20 protein-coding genes are annotated in these 21,544 nt (G+C 48.9%); 18 read left to right on the forward strand and 2 right to left on the reverse strand.

What is annotated here, in order from left to right:
- Window positions 1-26: 26 nt before the first annotated feature.
- The 18 genes from ICL55_RS24300 (at window position 27) to ICL55_RS24385 (ending at window position 17,416) form a co-directional block, all read left to right on the forward strand.
- Complete coding sequence (locus tag ICL55_RS24300) at window positions 27-542, forward strand: NADH-quinone oxidoreductase subunit C (protein ID WP_168870066.1); 516 nt, start codon at window positions 27-29, stop codon at window positions 540-542.
- Window positions 543-553: 11 nt separating this feature from the next.
- Window positions 554-1,774, forward strand: a complete 1,221-nt coding sequence (locus tag ICL55_RS24305) for an NADH-quinone oxidoreductase subunit D (RefSeq protein WP_188102345.1) — start codon at window positions 554-556, stop codon at window positions 1,772-1,774.
- A 77-nt stretch (window positions 1,775-1,851) separates the two neighbouring features.
- A complete protein-coding gene (nuoE, locus tag ICL55_RS24310) occupies window positions 1,852-2,349 on the forward strand; it encodes an NADH-quinone oxidoreductase subunit NuoE (RefSeq protein ID WP_168870064.1) in 498 nt (165 codons plus the stop codon).
- On the forward strand, window positions 2,349-2,561 hold the full coding sequence (locus ICL55_RS24315) for a hypothetical protein (protein ID WP_188102347.1): 213 nt from the start codon (window positions 2,349-2,351) through the stop codon (window positions 2,559-2,561). The genes nuoE and ICL55_RS24315 overlap by 1 nt, the downstream gene beginning before the upstream one ends.
- 67 nt (window positions 2,562-2,628) lie before the next feature.
- Window positions 2,629-3,993, forward strand: coding sequence for an NADH-quinone oxidoreductase subunit NuoF (nuoF, locus tag ICL55_RS24320; RefSeq protein ID WP_188102349.1), 1,365 nt, complete (start codon window positions 2,629-2,631; stop codon window positions 3,991-3,993).
- Between the two features lie 74 nt (window positions 3,994-4,067).
- Window positions 4,068-4,445: a GxxExxY protein gene (locus tag ICL55_RS24325; protein ID WP_188102351.1), complete on the forward strand. Its 378-nt coding sequence runs from the start codon at window positions 4,068-4,070 to the stop codon at window positions 4,443-4,445.
- 59 nt (window positions 4,446-4,504) lie between these two features.
- Complete coding sequence (locus ICL55_RS24330; RefSeq protein WP_188102354.1) at window positions 4,505-5,593, forward strand: NADH-quinone oxidoreductase subunit G; 1,089 nt, start codon at window positions 4,505-4,507, stop codon at window positions 5,591-5,593.
- Window positions 5,594-5,629: 36 nt separating this feature from the next.
- Window positions 5,630-6,673, forward strand: a complete 1,044-nt coding sequence (nuoH, locus tag ICL55_RS24335; protein WP_188102356.1) for an NADH-quinone oxidoreductase subunit NuoH — start codon at window positions 5,630-5,632, stop codon at window positions 6,671-6,673.
- 56 nt (window positions 6,674-6,729) lie between these two features.
- Complete coding sequence (gene nuoI / locus ICL55_RS24340) at window positions 6,730-7,236, forward strand: NADH-quinone oxidoreductase subunit NuoI (protein ID WP_188102357.1); 507 nt, start codon at window positions 6,730-6,732, stop codon at window positions 7,234-7,236.
- Between the two features lie 55 nt (window positions 7,237-7,291).
- Window positions 7,292-7,786, forward strand: a complete 495-nt coding sequence (locus tag ICL55_RS24345; RefSeq protein WP_188103170.1) for an NADH-quinone oxidoreductase subunit J family protein — start codon at window positions 7,292-7,294, stop codon at window positions 7,784-7,786.
- A gap of 58 nt (window positions 7,787-7,844) precedes the next feature.
- Window positions 7,845-8,162: an NADH-quinone oxidoreductase subunit NuoK gene (gene nuoK, locus ICL55_RS24350; RefSeq protein ID WP_168870058.1), complete on the forward strand. Its 318-nt coding sequence runs from the start codon at window positions 7,845-7,847 to the stop codon at window positions 8,160-8,162.
- A gap of 54 nt (window positions 8,163-8,216) precedes the next feature.
- A complete protein-coding gene (gene nuoL, locus ICL55_RS24355; RefSeq protein WP_168870057.1) occupies window positions 8,217-10,112 on the forward strand; it encodes an NADH-quinone oxidoreductase subunit L in 1,896 nt (631 codons plus the stop codon).
- A gap of 33 nt (window positions 10,113-10,145) precedes the next feature.
- A complete protein-coding gene (locus ICL55_RS24360; RefSeq protein WP_188102359.1) occupies window positions 10,146-11,561 on the forward strand; it encodes a complex I subunit 4 family protein in 1,416 nt (471 codons plus the stop codon).
- Window positions 11,562-11,654: 93 nt separating this feature from the next.
- Complete coding sequence (locus tag ICL55_RS24365) at window positions 11,655-13,028, forward strand: NADH-quinone oxidoreductase subunit N (RefSeq protein WP_188102362.1); 1,374 nt, start codon at window positions 11,655-11,657, stop codon at window positions 13,026-13,028.
- Window positions 13,029-13,182: 154 nt separating this feature from the next.
- A complete protein-coding gene (locus ICL55_RS24370) occupies window positions 13,183-14,460 on the forward strand; it encodes an ABC transporter permease (protein ID WP_188102364.1) in 1,278 nt (425 codons plus the stop codon).
- 49 nt (window positions 14,461-14,509) lie between these two features.
- Window positions 14,510-15,823 carry a gluconate:H+ symporter gene (locus tag ICL55_RS24375; protein WP_188102366.1) on the forward strand — a complete coding sequence of 438 codons (1,314 nt, stop codon included), beginning with the start codon at window positions 14,510-14,512 and terminating at the stop codon, window positions 15,821-15,823.
- Window positions 15,824-15,842: 19 nt separating this feature from the next.
- The gene (locus ICL55_RS24380; protein ID WP_188102368.1) at window positions 15,843-16,304 is read left to right on the forward strand and encodes a RidA family protein; all 462 of its coding nucleotides are present in this window, start codon (window positions 15,843-15,845) and stop codon (window positions 16,302-16,304) included.
- Between the two features lie 11 nt (window positions 16,305-16,315).
- The gene (locus tag ICL55_RS24385) at window positions 16,316-17,416 is read left to right on the forward strand and encodes a D-TA family PLP-dependent enzyme (protein ID WP_188102371.1); all 1,101 of its coding nucleotides are present in this window, start codon (window positions 16,316-16,318) and stop codon (window positions 17,414-17,416) included.
- A 72-nt stretch (window positions 17,417-17,488) separates the two neighbouring features.
- Here the strand turns inward: ICL55_RS24385 and ICL55_RS24390 are convergent, their stop codons facing one another.
- Window positions 17,489-19,846 carry a family 20 glycosylhydrolase gene (locus ICL55_RS24390; protein ID WP_223151581.1) on the reverse strand — a complete coding sequence of 786 codons (2,358 nt, stop codon included), beginning with the start codon at window positions 19,844-19,846 and terminating at the stop codon, window positions 17,489-17,491.
- 79 nt (window positions 19,847-19,925) lie between these two features.
- Window positions 19,926-21,530 (reverse strand): RagB/SusD family nutrient uptake outer membrane protein, encoded by a 1,605-nt coding sequence (locus ICL55_RS24395; RefSeq protein ID WP_188102373.1) that lies wholly within the window; start codon window positions 21,528-21,530, stop codon window positions 19,926-19,928.
- Window positions 21,531-21,544 lie beyond the last annotated feature (14 nt).

A 21,544-nucleotide genomic window follows, 5' to 3' on the forward strand; every position in this document is an offset into this window, starting at 1 on the left:
TGTAACTCGTAAATCATTTATTGTTAATGTCTTTAACAAACGAACGCATACAACAACGCCTGACGGAGAAGTTCGGGGATGTACTGACCGGTTTTGAAGAACCGTTTGGGATGCTCACCTTCACCGCACAGAAAGATTATAACCTGAAAGTAATGCAATTCCTGTTTGATGATGAGGAATTGCGTTTTCGTTTTCTGACAGACATCACAGCGGTACATTATCCCGAACGTAAAGGGGAGGAGCTGTGCGTGGTATATCACCTGCACAACTTCGTGGACAATGTACGACTGCGCCTTAAAGTATATACGCCGGTGGCAGCGCCGAAAGTATTTACTGCTACCAGCCTGTATGAATCTGCCAACTGGATGGAGCGCGAAACGTACGATTTCTTCGGGGTGGATTTTGTAGGGCATCCTAACCTGATCCGTGTCCTCAACGTGGATGAAATGACCTATTTCCCCATGCGTAAGGAGTTCCCGCTGGAAGATCCCATGCGTACCGACAAAGACGACGAAATGTTTGGCAGGGGCGGTCACTTTTAATCAATTAGGCTATGTTAGACCAGAAACAACATATAAAACTGCCGGAAGGCTCCATAGAGAAAAATACGACCACACTGAACCTGGGTCCTACCCACCCGGCTACACACGGCGTATTCCAGAATATCCTGGAAATAGATGGCGAAAGAGTAGTGAGCGCGGTATCCACGGTAGGATATATCCACCGTGCATTTGAGAAGATCGCAGAACGCCGTCCATACTACCAGATCACTCCGCTCACAGACAGGCTTAACTACTGCTCCGCCCCTATCAACAACATGGGCTGGATCATGACGGTGGAAAAGCTGCTGGGACTGGAAATACCCAAGCGTGTTGACTACCTGCGGGTGATCATCATGGAGCTGGCCCGTATTGCAGACCACCTGATCTGTAGCGCGGTAATGGGGGTGGATACCGGTGCCTTGACCGGTTTCGTGTACCTCATGACCTACCGTGAACTGATATACGAAATTTACGAAGAGATATGTGGTTCCCGTCTGACGACCAACATTGGTCGTATCGGCGGTTTTGAAAGAAACTTCACACCGGCTGCTTTCGAGAAAATTGAACGTTTCCTGAAAGAATATCCGGTGGCGCTGAAAGAATTTGAGACCCTGCTGACCCGTAACCGTATCTTCATGGAACGTACACAGGGCGTAGGTGCCATCAGTGCTGAAAGAGCCATGAGCTATGGTTTCACTGGTCCGAACCTGAGAGCGGCCGGCGTGGATTACGACGTGCGTATTGCCAGTCCGTACTCCTCTTACCAGGATTTCGACTTCTCCATACCGGTAGGTACTACCGGCGACTGCTACGACCGTTATCAGGTACGTAATGCAGAGATGTGGGAAAGCATCAGCATCATCCGTCAGGCGATGGACAAACTGAAAGGCTTACCGGACGATGTATACCATGCAGACGTTCCGGCTTACTACCTGCCTGACAAAAAAGACGTGTATACAAAAATGGAAGCACTCATCTATCACTTTAAAATTGTGATGGGTGAAACAGATATACTGCCTGGCGAAGTGTACCACTCCGTAGAAGGAGCTAACGGTGAACTGGGCTTCTACCTGATCAGCGATGGCGGCCGTAGCCCTTACCGGTTGCATTTCCGTCGCCCCTGCTTCATCTACTATCAGGCTTATCCTGAACTGATCAAAGGCTCGATGTTGAGCGATGCGATCGTGTGTATGAGTAGCCTTAACCTGATTGCCGGTGAACTTGATGCATAGTAGTACCTTGCGGGTACTATTTGTTTTTATGATAGCGTCTAAAGAATAAAATAAGCTTACTTAAACATAATTTTTTAATGGCTGTGGTTCAATTTTCTGAAGAGAAACTGAATAAAGTAAAAGAGATCATCGCACGCTACCCGGAAGGGAAGCAGAAGAGTGCGCTGATACCTGTGCTGCATCTGGCACAGGAGGAATTTGGCGGTTGGCTGAGTGCAGAAACAATGGACTATGTTGCAGGTATCCTGCAGATTACGCCTATTGAAGTATACGAAGTAGCCACTTTCTACAGCATGTTCAACCTGAAGCCGGTAGGCAAATACCTGTTTGAAGTATGTCAGACGGGGCCCTGCATGGTAAGTGGTTCGGATCAGATCATTGACTATATTAAGAATAAACTGGGTATCGGTGTAGGTGAAACTACGCCTGATGGCATGTTTACCCTTAAAACGGTAGAGTGCCTCGGTGCCTGCGGTTATGCCCCGATGATGCAATTGGGCAAACATTTCCGTGAACACCTGACCCCTGCCAAAGTAGATGAGATCATCGCAGAATGCAGGGCAAAAGCTAATTGATGCATCAGCAAAAAAGTATCGTCATGCGTATCGGTTCATTATTATATCAGCACCGCCTGACTATTATCGAAGCGGTATTGTTGATGGCAGCACTGGCAGGTCTGTGGCGGGTGAACAACTGGTTCCTCTCCTTTATCTGCGGCGTAGCCTCCGGTTATCTGTTTTTCCGGCTGGCAGAACGTATGGCGCAGCACCGGATACGCAAGGCATAAAAGATATATCATACAAATCTGTTGATGGTGCTGGCTTACCTATCACCATTAAACCATAAGGAAGACAATGGGACGCAAATTACTGTTAGACAAAGCACACATAGAAGGTATCCGGTATTACGACACTTACCGGGCTAACGGCGGTTATGCTGCGGCGGAAAAAGCCCTGAAATCCATGGGCCCTGAAGCTGTAGTGGAAGAAGTAAAGAAGAGCGGCCTGAGAGGTCGTGGTGGCGCCGGTTTCCCTACCGGCCTGAAATGGAGCTTCATCGCCAAACCGGAAGGTGTTCCGCGTTACCTCGTTTGCAATGCGGACGAATCAGAACCGGGCACATTCAAAGACCGTTACCTGATGGAGTTCATCCCTCACCTGCTGGTAGAAGGGTTGCTGATCTCCAGCTTCGCCCTGGGTGCTAACAGCGCATATATCTATATCCGTGGTGAATACGCCTGGATTCCGGATATCCTGGAACAAGCGATCGCTGAAGCCAAAAACAAAGGCTGGCTGGGTAAAAACATCCTCGGTACCGGCTATGATCTTGAAATATTTGTACAACGCGGCGCCGGCGCTTATATCTGCGGTGAAGAAACAGCCCTGCTGGAATCACTGGAAGGTAAACGCGGCAACCCCCGTATCAAACCTCCGTTCCCGGCCGTAAAAGGTCTCTGGGGATGCCCTACCGTGGTCAACAATGTGGAAACCATTGCTGCGGTAGTGCCCATCGTCAATATCGGTGGGGATGAATATATCAAATTCGGTATTGGTAAATCTACCGGTACCAAACTGATCTCTGCCTGTGGTAACATCAACAAACCCGGCGTATATGAGATTGAAATGAACATCTCTGTAGAAGAATTTATTTACTCTGACGAATATTGCGGAGGCATCAAAGGTGGTAAACGCCTGAAAGCGTGTATCCCCGGCGGTTCTTCCGTACCGGTGCTGCCAGCCAACCTGCTGCTGAAAACAGCGAAAGGCGAAACCCGTATGATGACCTACGAAAGCCTCAACGATGGCGGTTTTGCTACCGGCTCTATGTTGGGTTCCGGTGGTTTCATCGTTATGGACGAAGACCAGTGTATTGTACGCAATACCCTCACCTTCGCCCGTTTCTACCACCACGAAAGCTGCGGCCAGTGTAGCCCTTGCCGTGAAGGTACCGGCTGGATGAAAAAAGTGCTGCACAATATCGAATACGGAAAAGGTAAAATGAGTGATATCGACCTGTTGTGGGATATTCAGCGGAAAATCGAAGGCAACACTATCTGCCCGCTCGGCGATGCCGCCGCATGGCCGGTAGCCGCTGCCATCCGTCACTTCCGCGACGAATTTGAATGGCATGTGAAACACCCGGATGAAGCGCTGACCCGCAACTTCGGACTGGCACACTATGCGGACCCGCTGCCAGCACCGGCTGCGGCGGCGGTGTAGTGCTCGCAAAGGCGCAAAGCAGCAAAGGCGCAAAGATTATTTTCTGGAATTGTTAACCCAAAATATTTTCATCCATGACAGAAAATGAAATCTCTAAGGAGGTTGTCGATGCTTGCTTTGTAATACACACCAAGTATGGACCAGGATTATTTGAATCGGTTTATGAAGAACTACTAAGTTATGAACTGATAAAAAGAAATCTGAAGATCGAAAGACAGGTATGTGTGACGTTGATTCATGATAATATAGTTCTTAAAAAAGCATTCAGAGCAGACTTGATCGTTGAAAACAAGTTGATTGTTGAAATTAAATCTGTAGAAGAGTTGAAAGACATGCATTATAAGCAGCTTTTCACCTATATGAAACTTGCAAATGTGAAACTCGGATTACTGGTGAATTTTAACGTTGCGCTGATAAAAAATGGCATTCATAGAATAGTTAACAAATTATAAAAATATAACCTTTGCTGCTTTGCTGCTTGGCGGCTTTGCGTGCAAAAAATATATCCAAGATGGCGGAGGAAAAAAAATTATTTAAGGTTAAGATCGATAACATCTCCGTGGAGGTCGAACCTGGTACTACGATACTGAATGCGGCCCGGTCGATAGGTGGAGATGTGGTACCGCCGGCTATGTGCTACTATTCCAAGCTGCAGGGCAGCGGTGGTAAATGCCGTACCTGCCTGGTAAAAGTAACCAAAGGCTCCGAGGCCGACCCGCGCCCGATGCCTAAACTGGTGGCCAGCTGCCGTACCACCGTTATGGATGGTATGGAAGTGGCTAACATCACTTCTCCGGAAGTACAGGAAGCCCGTAAAGGCGTGGTGGAATTCCTGCTGCTCAATCACCCGCTGGACTGCCCCGTTTGCGACCAGGCCGGTGAATGTGACCTGCAGAACCTGAGCTATGAACACGGCGCTGAAGCTACCCGCTACGAATTCAAACGCAGAACTTTCGATAAAATCGACATCGGTGATAAGATACAGCTGCACATGACCCGCTGCATCCTTTGCTACCGCTGCGTATTCACTGCTGACCAGCTCACGGAAAAACGTGAACACGGCATACTCGGCCGTGGTGATGCTTCTGAAATCAGCACCTATATTCATCAGTCTCTCGACAACAACTTTATCGGCAACGTCATCGACGTATGCCCGGTAGGCGCCCTCACCGATAAAACCTTCCGTTTCAAAAACCGGGTTTGGTTCCTCAAACCGGTGGATGCCCACCGTCACTGCGATGACCCGAAATGCTGCGGTAAAACAGTACTGTGGATGCGTGGTGATGAGGTGTTCCGTGTAACTGCCCGTAAAGACAAATACGGTGAAGTGGAAGACTTTATCTGCGATACCTGCCGTTTCGATAAAAAAGAAAAATCAGACTGGATCATCGAAGGCCCTCGTAAAATAGACCGTCACAGCGTTATTTCCCAGGGCCATTACGTGAATACCGTTAAACCGAAAGACCCCCTCGTGGAAGTACTGGACGGAAGACAGCCTAAGTTGCTGTTCGATATCCACTCCACCAGTGAGGTGAACCGGCCGGAAATAGATCTCTCTAAGATCGAAGGTCCTGCTCATTCGGACGATTTTAATAAGTAAGCATCGTATTCGTAATTCGTAATTCGTAATTGGAAAATGACGTTATTAAGCATAGACTGGTTTTTTATTCTTGAAAAAATACTGCTGATATCCGCAGTATTGGTGCTGTCACTCGTAGTGGCCATGTACTCTACCTGGGGCGAAAGAAAGGTGGCTGCCTGGATTCAGGACCGTCTCGGCCCGAACCGCGCCGGTCCGATGGGACTGCTGCAACCGCTGGCTGATGGTGGTAAACTCTTCTTCAAAGAAGAGATCATCCCTACCAACTCCAACCGGTTCCTCTTTATCCTCGGTCCGTCTATTGCCATGTTGGTGGCATGTATGACCAGCGCCGTAATACCATGGGGCGATACGCTGACCATCGCTGGCCGTACGGTGTCTCTGCAGGTGGCTGATGTTAACATCGGTATCCTGTTCATTTTTGGTGTGCTGAGTGTGGGCGTATATGGTATCATGATCGGTGGCTGGGCTTCTAACAACAAATACTCCCTGCTGGCATCTGTAAGGGCTGCCTCCCAGATCATCTCTTATGAGCTGCCGATGGGCCTGGCGCTGATCGCGCTGCTGATGCTGACCGGCACGCTGAGCCTGAAAGAAATCGTAGAACAGCAACGCCACGATCTCTGGAACGTGGTATACCAGCCGCTAGGCTTCTTTATCTTCCTGGTAACGGCTTTTGCTGAAACGAACCGTGCTCCTTTTGACCTGCCGGAAGCAGAGAACGAACTGAATGGTGGTTACCACCTGGAATATTCTTCCATGAAACTGGGCTTTTATCTCTTTGCAGAATATATCAATATGTTTGTCAGCTCTGCGCTGATGGCCACTATGTACTTCGGCGGATATGCTTTCCCGGGTATGGACAGTCTGGGCGTTAGTCCCAACCTGCTCACCATGCTGGGCTTCCTGGCGCTGTTCGTGAAGATACTGGTGTTTATATTCTTCTTTATGTGGGTACGGTGGACGATCCCGAGGTTCCGTTATGATCAGCTGATGCGGCTGGGTTGGAGAGTGATGATTCCGCTGGCATTGGCCAATATGCTGATTACCGGTGCTATTGTACTGGCCCGTCAACACTAATTTTTTATCAAATAATTTATACACACCACGGGTGTGGACTAAATAAAGCATTTATTATGCAAGCATTAACAAACAGGGCAAAACCGGTGGACCGTAGTCCATTAAGCTTTACAGACAAGTTGTATGTGCCTGCTATTGCCAAAGGCATGTGGATTACCTTAAAGCACTTATTCAAGCGGAAGGCTACCGTTGCCTTCCCTGAACAGCGCCGTCAATTCAGCCCGGTATTCCGTGGATTACACGTATTGAACCGGGATGAAGAAGGTCGTGAAAGATGCACCGCCTGTGGTCTGTGCGCGGTGGCCTGCCCTGCAGAAGCCATCACCATGGAGGCCGCGGAAAGAAAACCAGGAGAAGAGCACCTGTACCGTGAAGAGAAATATGCGGCCCGGTATGAGATCAACATGCTGCGTTGTATTTTCTGCGGATTCTGTGAAGAGGCTTGTCCCAAAGATGCGATCTATATGTCTGAAACCTTCGCGCCGTCTAACTATCAGCGTAAAGGCTTCATTTATGGAAAGCCGGATCTGTTGATCCCTGATCCAAAACAACAGTCCAAATAATTATTCACAATACGCATAAGCTAAAAACACATAGTCAAACATAGCAGAGATGGGAATGAGTATACAACAAATAATTTTCATGGTGCTTTCAGTCATCGCCCTGGTTTCGGCGCTGGGTGTAGTATTGAGTAAGAATCCCGTGACGAGCGTATTGTGTCTGATCGTAACCTTCTTTACCATTGCGGGGCATTACATTATGCTGAACGCACAGTTTCTGGCGGTAGTGCATATCATCGTATATGCCGGTGCCATCATGGTATTGTTCCTTTATGTGATGATGCTGATGAACCTGAACGCGGAGGTAGAGCCTCAGAAACGCAACTGGCTGAAATATGCCGGCGCTATCAGTGGGGGTGCTTTGCTGGTGGTACTGGTAGCCGCCCTGCGCGATGCCAGCATGCCGGCTGTCGGCGCAGAAGCAAATGAAATAGGATTGATCAAAAATCTCGGCCAGCTGTTGTTCACGCAATATGTGGTGCCGTTTGAAGTGAGCAGCATCCTGTTCCTCAGCGCCATGGTAGGTGCCGTTGTTATCGGTAAAAAAGATTAATTAAGCGGATACGGGAGCCTTTTCGTAATTCGTAATTCTTAATTTGTAATTCATTTTTATGCCTGTTCAATATTACATATTCCTGAGTATCGCCCTGTTCTGCATTGGTGTGATGGGGGTGCTGATGCGCCGTAATGCCATCATCATTTTTATGTGCATAGAGCTGATGCTGAATGCCGTAAACCTGTTGCTGGTAGCATTTTCCAAAATGTGGGCAGATGCTGGAAGAGTAGATGCGGGATCAGCGCAATTGTTTGTATTCTTTATTATGGTGGTGGCTGCTGCAGAAGTAGCGGTAGGCCTGGCTATCATTACAATGGTCTACAGAAACACACACTCGGTAGATATAAACATTCTTAACAGGCTGAAAAATTAATAATTCATCCTCTTTAATTATTAATTGTTTCGACGTCGTAAATAGAATTGATAAATGATTAAACTAGTTTGGCTGGTACCATTTTTACCATTATTGGGTTTCCTGGTGAATGGTTTGGGGCGCAGATTTTTATCCAAGTCCCTGGTAGGGTTTATCGGAAGCGGCACCGTACTGGCTTCCTTTGTCGTGAGCTTATTGGCATTTTTTGAAGTAAAAGCCCCGGGATTTCAGGCACAGGTGGTACACCTGTTTAACTTCATTTCCGTCGGCAGCCTGCATATTCCTTTCGCATTCCAGGTAGATCAACTGAGTGCGTTGTTCCTTCTGATCATCACCGGTGTGGGCACCCTCATCCACATTTACTCCACTTCCTACATGCATGATGAAAGCGATGAGAGCTTTGCGAGATATTTCGCTTACCTCAACCTCTTCGTGTTTTCCATGCTGATACTGGTGCTCGGCGCCAACTATGTGATGATGTTCATCGGATGGGAAGGCGTTGGTCTCTGTTCTTATCTGTTAATCGGATTCTGGTTTAAAAACACCAGTTATAATAATGCTGCCAAGAAAGCATTTGTGATGAACCGTATCGGTGACCTCGGTTTCCTGCTCGGTATCTTCTTCATGATCATGCAGTTCGGCACAGTTACATTCCCCGACGTATTTGCGAAAGCAGCGCCGCTGGGCATGAACAACCCCACGCTGGCGGCTATCGCCATGCTGCTGTTTGTAGGCGCCATGGGTAAATCTGCACAGATACCGCTGTATACCTGGCTGCCCGACGCGATGGCCGGTCCAACCCCGGTATCTGCCCTCATCCACGCGGCTACGATGGTGACTGCCGGTATCTATATGATTGCCCGCAGCAACGTGATCTATACACTGGCTCCGGCCATTCAGACCGTAGTAGCGGTGATTGGTATCGCTACCGCGCTGTTTGCCGCTTCTATTGCACTGAAACAAAACGATATTAAGAAAGTACTGGCTTACTCCACCGTAAGCCAATTGGGATATATGTTCCTCGCACTGGGCGTAGGTGCCTACTCTGCGGCTGTTTTCCACGTGATGACGCACGCTTTCTTTAAGGCGCTGCTGTTCCTTGGTTCCGGCTCCGTTATCCACGCGATGGGCGGCGAACAGGATATCCGTAAAATGGGCGGCCTGAAAAAATACATGCCTACCACCAACTGGACGTTCCTCGTAGGATGCCTGGCGATCGCGGGTATCCCTGGTTTATCCGGTTTCTTCTCCAAAGATGAAATCCTGGCCAGCGCTTATGCCCACAACCCCGTACTGTATGCACTGGGACTGATTGGCGCGCTGATGACCGCTTTCTATATGTTCCGTCTGTACTACATTACTTTCTCCGGAAAATTCCGTGGTACACACGAACAGGAACATCACCTGCACGAAAGCCCTTCCCCGATCACTATTCCGCTGATCATTCTGGCGATCCTGTCAGTGTTCGGTGGTTATGTGGGCCTGCCGGAAGTATTTGGTAAAAACCTGCTGGCAGAATACCTGTCACCGGTGTTTGCGCCTTCTGCTCCTTTTGTGACAGAACATCACCTGTCTCACGGCACCGAATGGATGCTGATGGGGCTGAGCAGTGTACTGGTTATTGTCTTTATCCTGATTGCCCGTCAGAAATTCGCGGCTTATGAAGATACCGGCAAAGAAAATACAGGGGTGGCGAAAGTGCTGGAAAACAAATGGTATATCGATGAGCTGTATGATGCTATCATCGTAAAACCATTACAGGAGCTTTCCCGCTTCTTCCGTGACACTGTTGAAAAAGCAGGTATCGATAAACTGGTAAATGGTGTTGGCCGCAGCGTTCAGTGGGGCAGCCAGCAAATCCGCCGTGTTCAGAGCGGACAGGTAGGTTTTTACATCTTTGCCATGGTAATCGGTATGATCGTATTATTTGTGATCGGATTCTTATTATAAACCAATAGCGGAAGTTACAAGCGCAGATAAATTATGTTGACAGTTTTATTAATACTGATTCCTTTCATAGCGGGCCTGATCGCATTCGGCCTGAAGGGGTCCGGGCCAAAGGTGCTGGGCATGATTGCATCCCTGGCGTCGGTAGCCACAGCCATCGGAACCGTGTGCACGCTGCATGCCGATCCGAAAAAACTTTCTTTTGTTACCGATTGGATACCTCAGCTGGGAAGCCAGTTCAGGGTAGGCCTGGATGGTATGGGCACCATGCTGTGTTTATTGACAGCGATTGCCTTCCTCCTGGTTTTCATTACTATTTATAACCGCGACATCGAAAGGCCTAACAGCTTTTACGGACTGATGTTGCTTTCTCAGGCCGGCCTGGTAGGTGTTTTCACCGCCTTCGACGCCCTGCAGTTTTATGTATTCTGGGAACTGGCGTTGATACCGGTATATTTTCTCTGCTCTATGTGGGGTGGCGAAAAACGTATACCCGTTACGTTTAAGTTCTTCGTTTATACGTTCCTCGGTTCCCTGTTGATGCTGGTGGGTATCATCTACCTGTATTTCCAGACCCCGGACCATTCCTTTAGCTGGACATCCTTCACCAGCCTGCAGCTGAGCATGGGTGACCAGAAATGGCTGTTCTGGCTGTTCTTTGTGGCATTCGCCATCAAGATGCCGGTGTTCCCGTTCCATACCTGGCAGCCGGACACTTACGAGCAATCACCTACGCCGGTGACCATGATCCTCTCCGGTGTGATGGTGAAAATGGGCCTGTTTGGTGTGCTGCGCTGGCTCGTGCCGGTACTGCCGGAAGGTGCCGCCATGTGGGCAGACGTGGCTATCGTACTGTCTATCATCGGTATTATCTACGCTTCCTGCATCGCCATGGTGCAGAGCGACCTGAAACGACTGATCGCTTACTCTTCCATTGCGCACATCGGTTTGATGAGCGCTGCTATTTTTGCGCATAACGAACAAGGTACACAAGGTGTGTTGCTGCAAATGTTCAACCACGGTATCAACATTATCGGGTTGTGGATTATCGTGGAAGTGATACAGAACCGCCTCGGTGTGAAGAACATGGACCAGATGGGTGGTATGGCCCGCAAGGCGCCCCGGATGGCTATCTTCCTCGTTATCATCAGCCTGGCGAACATCGGTTTACCGCTTACCAACGGATTTATCGGTGAGTTCCTGATGTTCAGCGGCCTGTTCCAGTACAATCACTGGTTTATGGCATTCGCCGGATTAGGTATTATCCTCGCTGCAGTATATACGTTGAATATGATTCAGAAAGTGATTTTCGGTGAAGGCAATACCCTGACAGACACCACTACCGACCTGCAACCCGGCGAAACGGTGGCATTAAGCCTGGTAGTGATCATGATCTTTGTATTGGGTGTTTATCCACAACCGATGCTGGATCTGGTTAGCAAGGCATTTTGATATTTAGTTATTTCGATATTTAGCCATTTAAAATGACTAAATATTAAAATATCCAAATCAGAAAATTTTAAACGGGTTTTGTAACGAAACAATATGAATGCACTAATTTCTACTGCTTTATCGGGCGTTGTTCTGATGTTTGTCGGTTTATTTGTACGCAATAAGCAGCATATTAAATTTTTCGCCATCGCGGCCATCATCCTATCATTTATAGCCAACCTGACACTGTATCCTACAGTGCAGCTGGGCAGCTATATCCAATATGGTATGATTGAAGTATCAAAGTTCAGTGTGTTGTTTAATGCAGTGGCTTTAGGTGCAACCCTGATATATTTCCTGTTGTCCGGGAAAGAGTTTGAAAAAGTAGGTGAACATGTGGGAGATTACTTCGCCCTGATCTTCTTCATACTGGCGGGTATTACGCTGGCCTCTTCTTTCAGCAACCTGCTGATGTTGTTCCTGGCCATCGAGATCATGTCTATTCCGCAGTATGTACTGGCAGGAGCCGACCGTAAAAGCCTGAAAAGCAATGAGGCGTCGCTGAAATACTTCCTGATGGGCTCTTTCTCTACCGGTATCCTCCTGATGGGCATCGCCCTGATTTACGGAGCTGCCGGCACCTTTAATATCACCGAGCTCGGACTGGGTGCAGACCCGGTACATCCGCTGGCTTTGTGTGGTATTATCCTGATGGCTTTTGCGCTCGCTTTCAAAGTATCAGCTGTACCGTTCCACTTCTGGACACCTGACGTATATGATGGTTCTCCTACCGTATTCACTTCTTTCATGGCTACTGTGGTGAAAGCCGGCGGTTTTGTGGCTTTCCTCCGTATGTTCCATGTGAGCTTCTCCGGTGGTGCTATCAGCCAGCACTGGACATTGATACTGTCTATCATCACTGCTGCCACCCTGATCCTGGGCAACTTCAGTGCCGTGTTCCAGCAGAGCGTAAAAAGGATGCTGGCTTATTCCAGTATCGCGCAGGCAGGTTTCATGTTGTTTGCCGTTATCGCTATCAATCAGTTCGCCGCACAAGGCATTGTGCTGTATGCAGCCGCTTATAGCCTGGCTACTATCGGTGTATTTGCCGTGCTGATGAAACTGAAGGACTATACTTTCGAAGGATTTAATGGCCTTGCCCGTAAACAGCCGCTGCTGGCGCTGGCAACCACCATCTTCCTGTTTTCACTGGCTGGTATCCCGGTAACAGCGGGTTTCTTCGCCAAATACTTTGTACTGTCTGCCGCTATTCAGCACGGTCATCTCCTCTGGCTGGTGATTGTAGGCGTACTGTGTGCCGCGATCAGCGTATACTACTATTTCCGCGTGATCATGGCCATGTATTTCAAACAGGGTGATCCGGAAGTAGAACCCATCTCCGGCGGTTTCAGGGCAGCCCTGGTGCTGACCATCGTCCTGGTGCTGGTCCTGGGCCTGTTCCCCGGCCTGCTGATCGGCTGGCTGTAAAATCGTTACAAGACAAATTTTTTCCATAGACACAAAGGAAACGGCCCCGCCGTTTCCTTTGTCATTTATAGCCCCCGTAACCGCTCAAACGGCATAGTTCACGTTCCTTCACTTTTTATTTTGCGCCTGTCTGAACTTCCATTAACTTTATTACATGCGGTTTTTAGATATATTTTCCCTTGCTTATCGTTCCGTGAGTGGCAACAGACTACGCACGGGTCTTACTGTTTCTATTATTGCTGTAGGTATCACAGTACTGGTGGGCATCTTAACGGCCATCGACAGTATGAAAAACAGTATTTATTCCAGCTTCGCCAGTATGGGGGCCAATAGCTTTTCCCTCAGAAACCGCGATATGCAGGTGCATATCGGGAGTGATGGGGATAAAGCTTCCAAGGGTAATAAAAACCAAAAAAAGGTCAGAAAATCCATCAGTAATAAGCCGATCTCTTACCAGGAGGCGCTGGCCTTTAAAGAGAGATACCATTTCCCTGCCACAGTGAGCCTTAACTTCCGGGCGAGTGGTATTGCCACCGTATATAAAGACGATAAGAAAACGAACCCCAATGTGACCGTCATCGGCGGCGACGAAAACTATCTCGATATCTCCAACTATACCATCCAGGACGGCCGCAATTTTAATGCACTGGACGTGTCTTCCGGCCGTAATGTCGCTATTTTGGGTAAAGATGTGGCGGAGAAGTTGTTTGGCCGCAAGCTGAAGAACGTGGTAAATAATACCATCCGCGTGGGAGACGTACGTTACCGCGTCATCGGCGTACTGCAAAGTAAAGGCAGCAGTAACCTGATGAGTGCCGATAACGTGGTGATTACCACGGTCAACAATACACGAAGAATTTTCAACCGGCCCAATGCGTCTTATCAGATAGGCGTGGCCGTGAAAGATATCAAACAGATGGAGGCTGCGCAGGGAGAGGCCATCGGTACTTTCCGCGTAGTCCGGCAGCTGGCGTTGAATGATGAAGATAATTTCACGCTGAGCAAAAGCGATAGTATTGCAGAAATGCTGTTCCAGAGTTTGGGGACCGTAAACTTATTTGCCGTAGCTATTGCAGCGATAACGCTTTTCGGCTCCGCTATCGGTCTGATGAACATTATGTTAGTGTCTGTGGCCGAAAGAACGCGTGAAATAGGCGTTACCAAGGCATTGGGCGCTACCAGCAAGACCATCCGCAAACAATTCCTCTACGAAGCCATCATCATCAGCACTATGGGTGGCATCTTCGGCGCCCTGGCGGGTATGCTGCTGGGCAATGTCGTGTCTATATTATTGAAATCTTCTTTTGTCGTGCCCTGGGCGTGGATTTTAGTCGGCGTTGCTCTCTGTGCCGCTGTAGGCCTGGTTTCCGGCATTTACCCCGCTTATAAGGCCTCTAAACTGGACCCTATTATCGCTTTGCGTTACGAGTAGAATTCCCGGAATCAATTTGTTATCTTGTTCTTTCCAAAAGAAAGAGCATATGCCATTATTGATCGTTATTGCTGCTATTCTGCTGTTAGTGGTACTGGTTACCTGGTGTAAGATAAATACCTTCCTGTCTTTCCTGATTGTTTCCCTGCTCATGGGACTGGCCCTGCATATGGACATCGGGCAAATTACCCAGTCCATACAAACCGGTATCGGCAAAACTTTAGGTTCGCTGATCGTGGTGATTATTTGCGGCAGTATGCTGGGCAAACTGGTAGCCGAAAGTGGTGCTGCGCAACAGATTGCCGGCGGGCTGATGCGCCTGCTCGGGCCGCGTTATATCCAGTGGTCGCTGATGCTGACAGGTTTTATTGTAGGCATACCGCTGTTTTACAACATCGGCTTTGTACTGATGGTGCCGCTGATATTTACCGTGGCTGCGCAAACCCGTCTCCCGGCAGTATATCTGGGTATTCCGATGCTCGCCTCCCTGTCAGTGACCCATGGCTATCTGCCGCCACATCCTTCTCCTACCGCATTGGTGCAGCAGTTTCATGCCAGTATGGGACTTACGTTGCTGTATGGCATTTTGCTGGCGATACCGGCTATTATCCTGGCGGGACCGGTATTTTCGCGATACCTGAAAAAATATACCACTGAACCGGGAAAGATGTTTGTGGCGCCGCCGCTGCCGGAAGAAGCGTTACCGGGTATGTTGTCCAGCCTGTTCGCCGCGATGTTGCCGGTGTTGCTGCTGGCGACAACCGCGATGTTGAAATTATGGTTGCCTGCTGATCAGCTGTCGTATAAAATTGTCAACTGGCTGGGCGATCCATTGATTGTAATGTTGCTGGCGGTATTGAACGGCATGTACCTGTTGGGTATCCGTCGAGGTATGGCTTCCAAAAAGATACTGAACCTGATGGATGACGCTGTGAAAGATGTAGCGGTGATCATCCTGATCATCGGCGGATCGGGCGCGCTCACACAATTGTTGCACGACAGTAAGGTGAGTGAATACATCGCTGCCACGCTGCAGGGCATGCATATGCATCCGCTGTTGCTGGCCTGGGGCATTGCGGCTATTATACGGGTGTGTATTGGATCGGCTACGGTAGCGGGTTTAACCACCGCTGGCATCGTAGCGCCACTGATCGCCGCCTCCGGCGTAAACCCCAACCTGATGGTGCTGGCTACCGGCGCCGGCAGCCTGATGTTCTCACATGTCAACGACGCCGGCTTCTGGATGTTCAAAGAATACTTTAACTTGTCTGTGAAAGATACGATCAAAACATGGTCAGTGATGGAAACCATCGTTTCGGTAACAGGTCTCATCGGTAGTTTGCTGCTGAGCATGATTGTCTAACGTAAACCAATAAACGAAAATGACACCGACTGAAAATTTTAAGGCATTAGGTCTTACGCTTCCGCCGGCGCCTGCGCCACTGGGAGTGTACAAGCCGCTGCTGATAGATGGAAAACATGTGTATGTTTCGGGGCATGGTACCGTGCAGGACAACGGTCGCCTGATCATTGGCCGCATCGGCAGAGATCTTACGGAGGAAGAAGGTAAAGTGGCGGCAAGGCAGGTGGGACTGGCGATCCTCTCCACACTGGTCGCCCATCTGGGCAGCCTCGATCAAATCAAGAGAGTCATCAAAGTACTGGGGATGGTCAACTGCGTACCGGAATTTGAACGCCATCCCCATATCATCAACGGCTGCAGCGAACTGTTTGCTGCGGTATGGGGCCAGGAGAACGGGGTTGGCGTACGTAGCGCTGTTGGTTTTGGCTCGCTGCCGGATAATATCCCGGTAGAAATAGAAGCACTGTTTGAATTGCATTAATGATATAACCTATGGAATGGTATCAACTTCAGAAGCCTGAACAGGTAGATTCACCAGCGCTGCTGGTATATAAAGACAGGATTAAACAGAACATCGATCTGTTAAAAACGATGATCGATGATGTACAACGGCTACGCCCACACGTAAAGACAAATAAAATAGCAGAGGTAGTACAACTGATGCAGGCGGCCGGCATACAAAAGTATAAATGTGCTACTATCGCCGAAGCAGAGATGCTGGGCATGGTAAAAGCCAGAGATGTGTTGCTGGCTTATCAGCCGGTAGGCCCTAAGGTAGGACGTTTGTTGCAGTTGGTACAACAATATCCGGATACTGATTTTGCCTGTTTGGTAGATAATAAGGCAGCCGGAGAAGCCATCAGCAGCCTGTTTGCGGCCGTGGGACTTCAACTGCCGGTGTATATCGATCTTAACGTAGGGATGAACCGTACGGGCATTAAACCGGAAGCGGCACTGGAGTTATACCAGTATCTGTATACGCTGCCGGGTATACGGCCGGTAGGTATACATGTTTACGATGGTCATCTGCATGATACGGATATGACTATACGGAAAAAACGTTGTGACGAAGCTTATGGACCGGTGCCGGTATTGCAACATGCCATTGTAGCCACGGGATTGCCGGAACCGGTGATCGTGGCGGGTGGTTCTCCTACTTTTCCCATACATGCTGCCAGACCAGTGATTGAATGCAGTCCGGGTACGTTTGTGTTTTGGGATTGGGGTTATGGAAAAAATCTTCCGGAACAACCCTTCCAGTGGGCCGCACTGGTATTGTCGAGAGTTGTTTCTGTGATTGATGATCAGTTGTTATGTCTTGATCTGGGGCATAAATCTGTGGCGGCGGAAAATCCACAGCCACGGGTATATTTTCTGAATGCGCCGGAGGCACAAACGGTATCCCAGAGTGAGGAACACCTGGTGCTCAAAGTGCCCGATACTGCTGCATATCCGGTGGGTACTACGTTTTATGGGGTGCCATTACATATCTGCCCCACGGTGGCGCTGTATGAACGGGCTTACGTAGTGGAAGATCATGTGTGTACAGGCTCCTGGAAGGTGATTGCGAGGGACAGGACCATTGCTCACTAAATGTAATAATGATAATAAAAAAAACGGCCGTCAATCATCATTGACGGCCGTTTTTTTTATTATCATGAAAAATCAAGGTTGTTGTACTACACGGAGATTGTCGATTTCTCCTTTAAAAGCATTCACGGTATCACCAATCATCTGCAGGGGAAATACGAGCGTCTGAATGATGGCATTTTTGTCTTTGATATTGGGAAATGACCGCATGGCGCCTTCCAGTTTTTCTTTTAACTGACCATCGATAAATAACGAAGTGCCCTTGTTATTGCCGGTGATCTTAACATGTGTCCATGTGCCGGCAGGGAGGCTGTAGTTGAAATGATAATGATATCCTTCTCTGGAGAATCCCAGTTTGCCGGTTTCCTGTTGCAGCAGGGTGAGTACGGCATTCGGAGAGGAAAAGATAACAGCTCCCGGACGGTTGTCTGTATCAGGTTTGATGTCAAATTCAATACTGTAAGGATACCCAACTTCTGTTAAAGGTGTTTTTACATAGCTGTTACCGCCCTGTAATACCAGTGTTTGTTTTGGGGAGATGCCGACCTGATGTTGTTCCAGTGCCGATCTGCCGTTGCCGCTGATGTCACGGATCGTACTGTTGGAGAAATCGTAATGTAGCGCCACGGAATCCCGGCTGATTATTTTAGCCCGCATATTCAGTCCGGGGCCTTCTCCGATCAATCGGCTGTTGGTAGCAAACTGTTGATAGTCGCTTTGTGCGGTATGGCCGTTCCACATTTTTTCGGCCAGCACCTGCATAGCGGGAAATACGCGGTCGTGTACGTCCTTTTCGGTAATGCCGTTGCCGGCATGATCGTTCCAGACAGCGAAGGAGCCGCCTTTGATCTTTGGATGTCCCATAGGGAATACCGCTTCGCCGATCATATTAGGTTCCCATTGACGATAGATTTTAGCGATGTTGAGGTAATCGTGATAGTAGCCAGCGGCCGGAACGATATACAGCCAGCCATCGGGTGTGCTGATAAGATCGTATCCCTGGCGCATCATCTCTGCGGGTTCTGCGTAACCATTGTACCAGGCATTCATGGTCACACCGGCTGATTTTACCGGTGTGGTGCCCTGGGCATGGGTCAAAGAGCCCCACATCCGTACTTTCTTGCCGAAGCTTTCCACATAACGGATGTAATGGTCTGTAAACGCCCTGAATTTCTCTGCTTCTTTTTTGGAGTACTCATCTGTACCGATATGTACTTCATCGCCTTTAAACACAGGTTGCGGCCCTTGCAGGTACTCCCGGAATACTTTGTCGATCATATCGTAGGAAGCGCTGTCGAGATTGAGGTGATCCCTTCCATATAGGAGACTGGCTGTTTGCGGTACTGCTTTGGTGAAAGCGAGCGAGTGTGCCGGTACATCAATCTCCGGAATGATTTTAACCGCAAAGCTGTCGGCCAGGTCCTGCAAAGCAATGAAAGCTTTTTTGGAATAACTGCCGTCTTTTGCGGTAAGGTTGGGGAAGGTATTGTTTTCCAGCCGGAAGGCAGCGTAGGTGCTGTCCCAGTTGTTACCAAAGAATTTGTCGAAGGCGTTATCGTTGAGGTGAATGTGGAAGTCATTCATCTTATAGTAAGCCATGAATTTTACATAATGCCGGAGGAAATCCATGGAGAAAAATTTACGGCCTACATCCAACACAAACCCACGAACGGCATATTTGGGATAGTCACGGGTGATGCCCTGCGGAATATGCCGATGTTGTTTGTCCTGCTCCAGTATTTGCAACAGGGTACGGGTAGCCCAGAATGCGCCTTGCGCATGCGTGGCCTGTATACGGATATCTCCGGTAATCTCCAGCTGATAACCTTCCCTGCCCAGTTGTTTGTCGGCAGATTGCAAGCTGAAAAAGATGTCGCCCTTACGTGGTTGTCCGGTCCGGATGCTAACATGCTGAATCCCTGTCAGCAGCTGCAGATCTTCTTTAAAAGCCGTCACTCCGGGTAACAATGCCGCCGCATCCCGGGGATCCATGACGAGTGCCGGAGTGGAGGACAAAGTATACGTTCCTTTGCCGCCATACCACTCGCGCAAGGCGGGTATCACAAATGGTTGCGGATTGCCTGCATTGGCAGCGTATTTTCCGGGTATGTTGACGGTGATATTGGGTATGTCCATTTGTGCATTGTCCTGCTGGCGTTGCAGCACAAAATAGAGGCTGACAGGCGTGTTGACAAGCGGCGTGGTAATATGTCCCTGCTGGTCAATGACGGGCAGTCTGTCGGTCCCTTTTAGCTGCAATGAGTAACCGGCGGGGGCTGTGGGAAGGGGAAGTTGCCGGGTATTTTTGCTGATGGGAGGTATTGTTTTAACGGAAGCCGCTACTTTGGCAAAAGTAGCGGAATCAGTTACGTGTTGGGCCGTGGCAGTCTGCCATAGCAGGCCCGACAATACGGCGAGGCATTGATATTTCATTGTTCCTGTTATTTATAAAGCCCTCTGCAAAAGGCAAAGGGCTTTTTGATGGCATGAAGTTAATAAATCCGGAGGATGTTTACCAGGGTTCGTTCTGTGTCAGTTCCTTGTTTTTTTCCAGCTCTGTTTTCGGGATGGGAAGCAGGTAGTAAGCATCTGTAAACACCCTTGGTGAAGAAGCGCCCAGATCGGCTTCTACTATTTCATATTGGTATACGCCGTTGTTGAGCGTGATGCGCATGCCGTGGAACGTTTTACCATTCAGCACGCTGACGGCGGTGCGCCAGCGACGGAGGTCCCAGTAACGGTGATTTTCGTAGGCCAGTTCGATTTTCCTTTCATGCATGATGATGTTGCTCATCTGTGCCTGTCCCTGTGCAGTTGGGACAGCTGGCATCTTAGCGCGTGCACGAATAAGGTCGACATAATTTTTAGCGGTGGCAGGATCGTTCAGGTTGTTCATTGCTTCTGCATAATTCAGGTAGATTTCTCCCAACCTGAATTCCACCCAGCTTTGGGTGCTGCTCCAGATTTTATCCAGCGACAATGTTTCGTCGAGATACTTACGGATATAGTAACCGGTTTTGGTATTATCGTTGGTCGTATTACGACCTACAATCTCATCGGTGCCGCCTACACGCGTTTGAATTACCCGGCCTTTCCATGGAGCGCCTTCATACAGGATGGTGGCATAAAAACGTGGATCACGACCTTTGTACGGCTGTTGCGCATCATAGCCGGAAGCCGCGTCGGTAATGGCTTTTCCGGTAGCCTGCATCTCATAGTCGTCAACCATTTCCTGTGTAGGCTGGGTTAGACTGGTATAGTCGCCGGGATTGTCAAAGTACGGCACGTTCATCGCGTCATAGTTATGCACGCGGCTGGGGTCCAGATACTGTATTTCGAAAATGCTCTCTGATGAAGCCTGTTGTTTGGTATTGAACAGGGAGCCGTAGTTGGCTGCCAGGCTAAAGCCGCCGTTGTCAATGATTTCTCTGGATGCTTTAGCGGATGCGTCCCATCTGCGGGCGTATAACATAGCGCGGCTTTTCAGCGCGAGGGCGGTCCATCGGGAAGCTAGTCCGGCTTTGGCGCTGGCGGGCATTTTGCTGGCGGCATCATCCAGTTCTGTAGCAATAAAATCGTATATCGCGGTAGTGTCTGTACGTTTCACCATCAGGTCTTCTGTAAGCGTTTGTGGCTGCGTGATCAGCGGTACGCCACCATAACGTTTTACCAACTCAAAATAGTAGAAGGCCCGCAGGAATTTGACCTGACCGATAAGGTTGTTGCGGTCACTTTCCGATAAATTGGGAACGCCCGCGATCTGTTGAAAGAAGACGTTTGTTTTACGGATACTTTTATATGCGCTGCTCCAGATATTCAACGGTGCGTTGATGGAAGTGTACTTCCCGTTGATCTGTAGAAGATTGGCGTCCAGCCAGCCATAGCTGCCTCTGGCCTCATCTGTAATACAGGCAAGCGTGGCAGTGCCATCGGGCGTAACGTCAAAGCCAATTGGCAGGTTCTGATAAATGTCCGCAATGTAGAGTTGCACCAGTTTGGGATCTTTCCACACAATTTCGTCTGAAAGACTGTTTACCGGCGACTGGTCCATTTTTGTACAGGAAAACAATCCTGTCAGGAATATCCCGAGTACCAGTTGTATATATATCTTTTTCATGTCTCTTTCCTTGT

The organism is Chitinophaga varians (assembly GCF_014529945.1).
Classification (GTDB): domain Bacteria; phylum Bacteroidota; class Bacteroidia; order Chitinophagales; family Chitinophagaceae; genus Chitinophaga; species Chitinophaga varians.

Coding starts and splice junctions, on each gene's coding strand:
- ICL55_RS24305 (WP_188102345.1), top strand. CDS start 554: ATGTTAGACCAGAAACAACATATAAAACTGCCGGAAGGCTCCATAGAG.
- nuoK (WP_168870058.1), top strand. CDS start 7,845: ATGCCTGTTCAATATTACATATTCCTGAGTATCGCCCTGTTCTGCATT.
- ICL55_RS24325 (WP_188102351.1), top strand. CDS start 4,068: ATGACAGAAAATGAAATCTCTAAGGAGGTTGTCGATGCTTGCTTTGTA.
- ICL55_RS24395 (WP_188102373.1), bottom strand. CDS start 21,530: ATGAAAAAGATATATATACAACTGGTACTCGGGATATTCCTGACAGGA.
- nuoI (WP_188102357.1), top strand. CDS start 6,730: ATGCAAGCATTAACAAACAGGGCAAAACCGGTGGACCGTAGTCCATTA.
- ICL55_RS24385 (WP_188102371.1), top strand. CDS start 16,316: ATGGAATGGTATCAACTTCAGAAGCCTGAACAGGTAGATTCACCAGCG.
- nuoF (WP_188102349.1), top strand. CDS start 2,629: ATGGGACGCAAATTACTGTTAGACAAAGCACACATAGAAGGTATCCGG.
- ICL55_RS24375 (WP_188102366.1), top strand. CDS start 14,510: ATGCCATTATTGATCGTTATTGCTGCTATTCTGCTGTTAGTGGTACTG.
- nuoH (WP_188102356.1), top strand. CDS start 5,630: ATGACGTTATTAAGCATAGACTGGTTTTTTATTCTTGAAAAAATACTG.
- nuoL (WP_168870057.1), top strand. CDS start 8,217: ATGATTAAACTAGTTTGGCTGGTACCATTTTTACCATTATTGGGTTTC.
- ICL55_RS24360 (WP_188102359.1), top strand. CDS start 10,146: ATGTTGACAGTTTTATTAATACTGATTCCTTTCATAGCGGGCCTGATC.
- ICL55_RS24330 (WP_188102354.1), top strand. CDS start 4,505: ATGGCGGAGGAAAAAAAATTATTTAAGGTTAAGATCGATAACATCTCC.
- ICL55_RS24300 (WP_168870066.1), top strand. CDS start 27: ATGTCTTTAACAAACGAACGCATACAACAACGCCTGACGGAGAAGTTC.
- ICL55_RS24370 (WP_188102364.1), top strand. CDS start 13,183: ATGCGGTTTTTAGATATATTTTCCCTTGCTTATCGTTCCGTGAGTGGC.
- nuoE (WP_168870064.1), top strand. CDS start 1,852: ATGGCTGTGGTTCAATTTTCTGAAGAGAAACTGAATAAAGTAAAAGAG.
- ICL55_RS24365 (WP_188102362.1), top strand. CDS start 11,655: ATGAATGCACTAATTTCTACTGCTTTATCGGGCGTTGTTCTGATGTTT.
- ICL55_RS24390 (WP_223151581.1), bottom strand. CDS start 19,846: ATGAAATATCAATGCCTCGCCGTATTGTCGGGCCTGCTATGGCAGACT.
- ICL55_RS24380 (WP_188102368.1), top strand. CDS start 15,843: ATGACACCGACTGAAAATTTTAAGGCATTAGGTCTTACGCTTCCGCCG.
- ICL55_RS24345 (WP_188103170.1), top strand. CDS start 7,292: ATGAGTATACAACAAATAATTTTCATGGTGCTTTCAGTCATCGCCCTG.
- ICL55_RS24315 (WP_188102347.1), top strand. CDS start 2,349: ATGCATCAGCAAAAAAGTATCGTCATGCGTATCGGTTCATTATTATAT.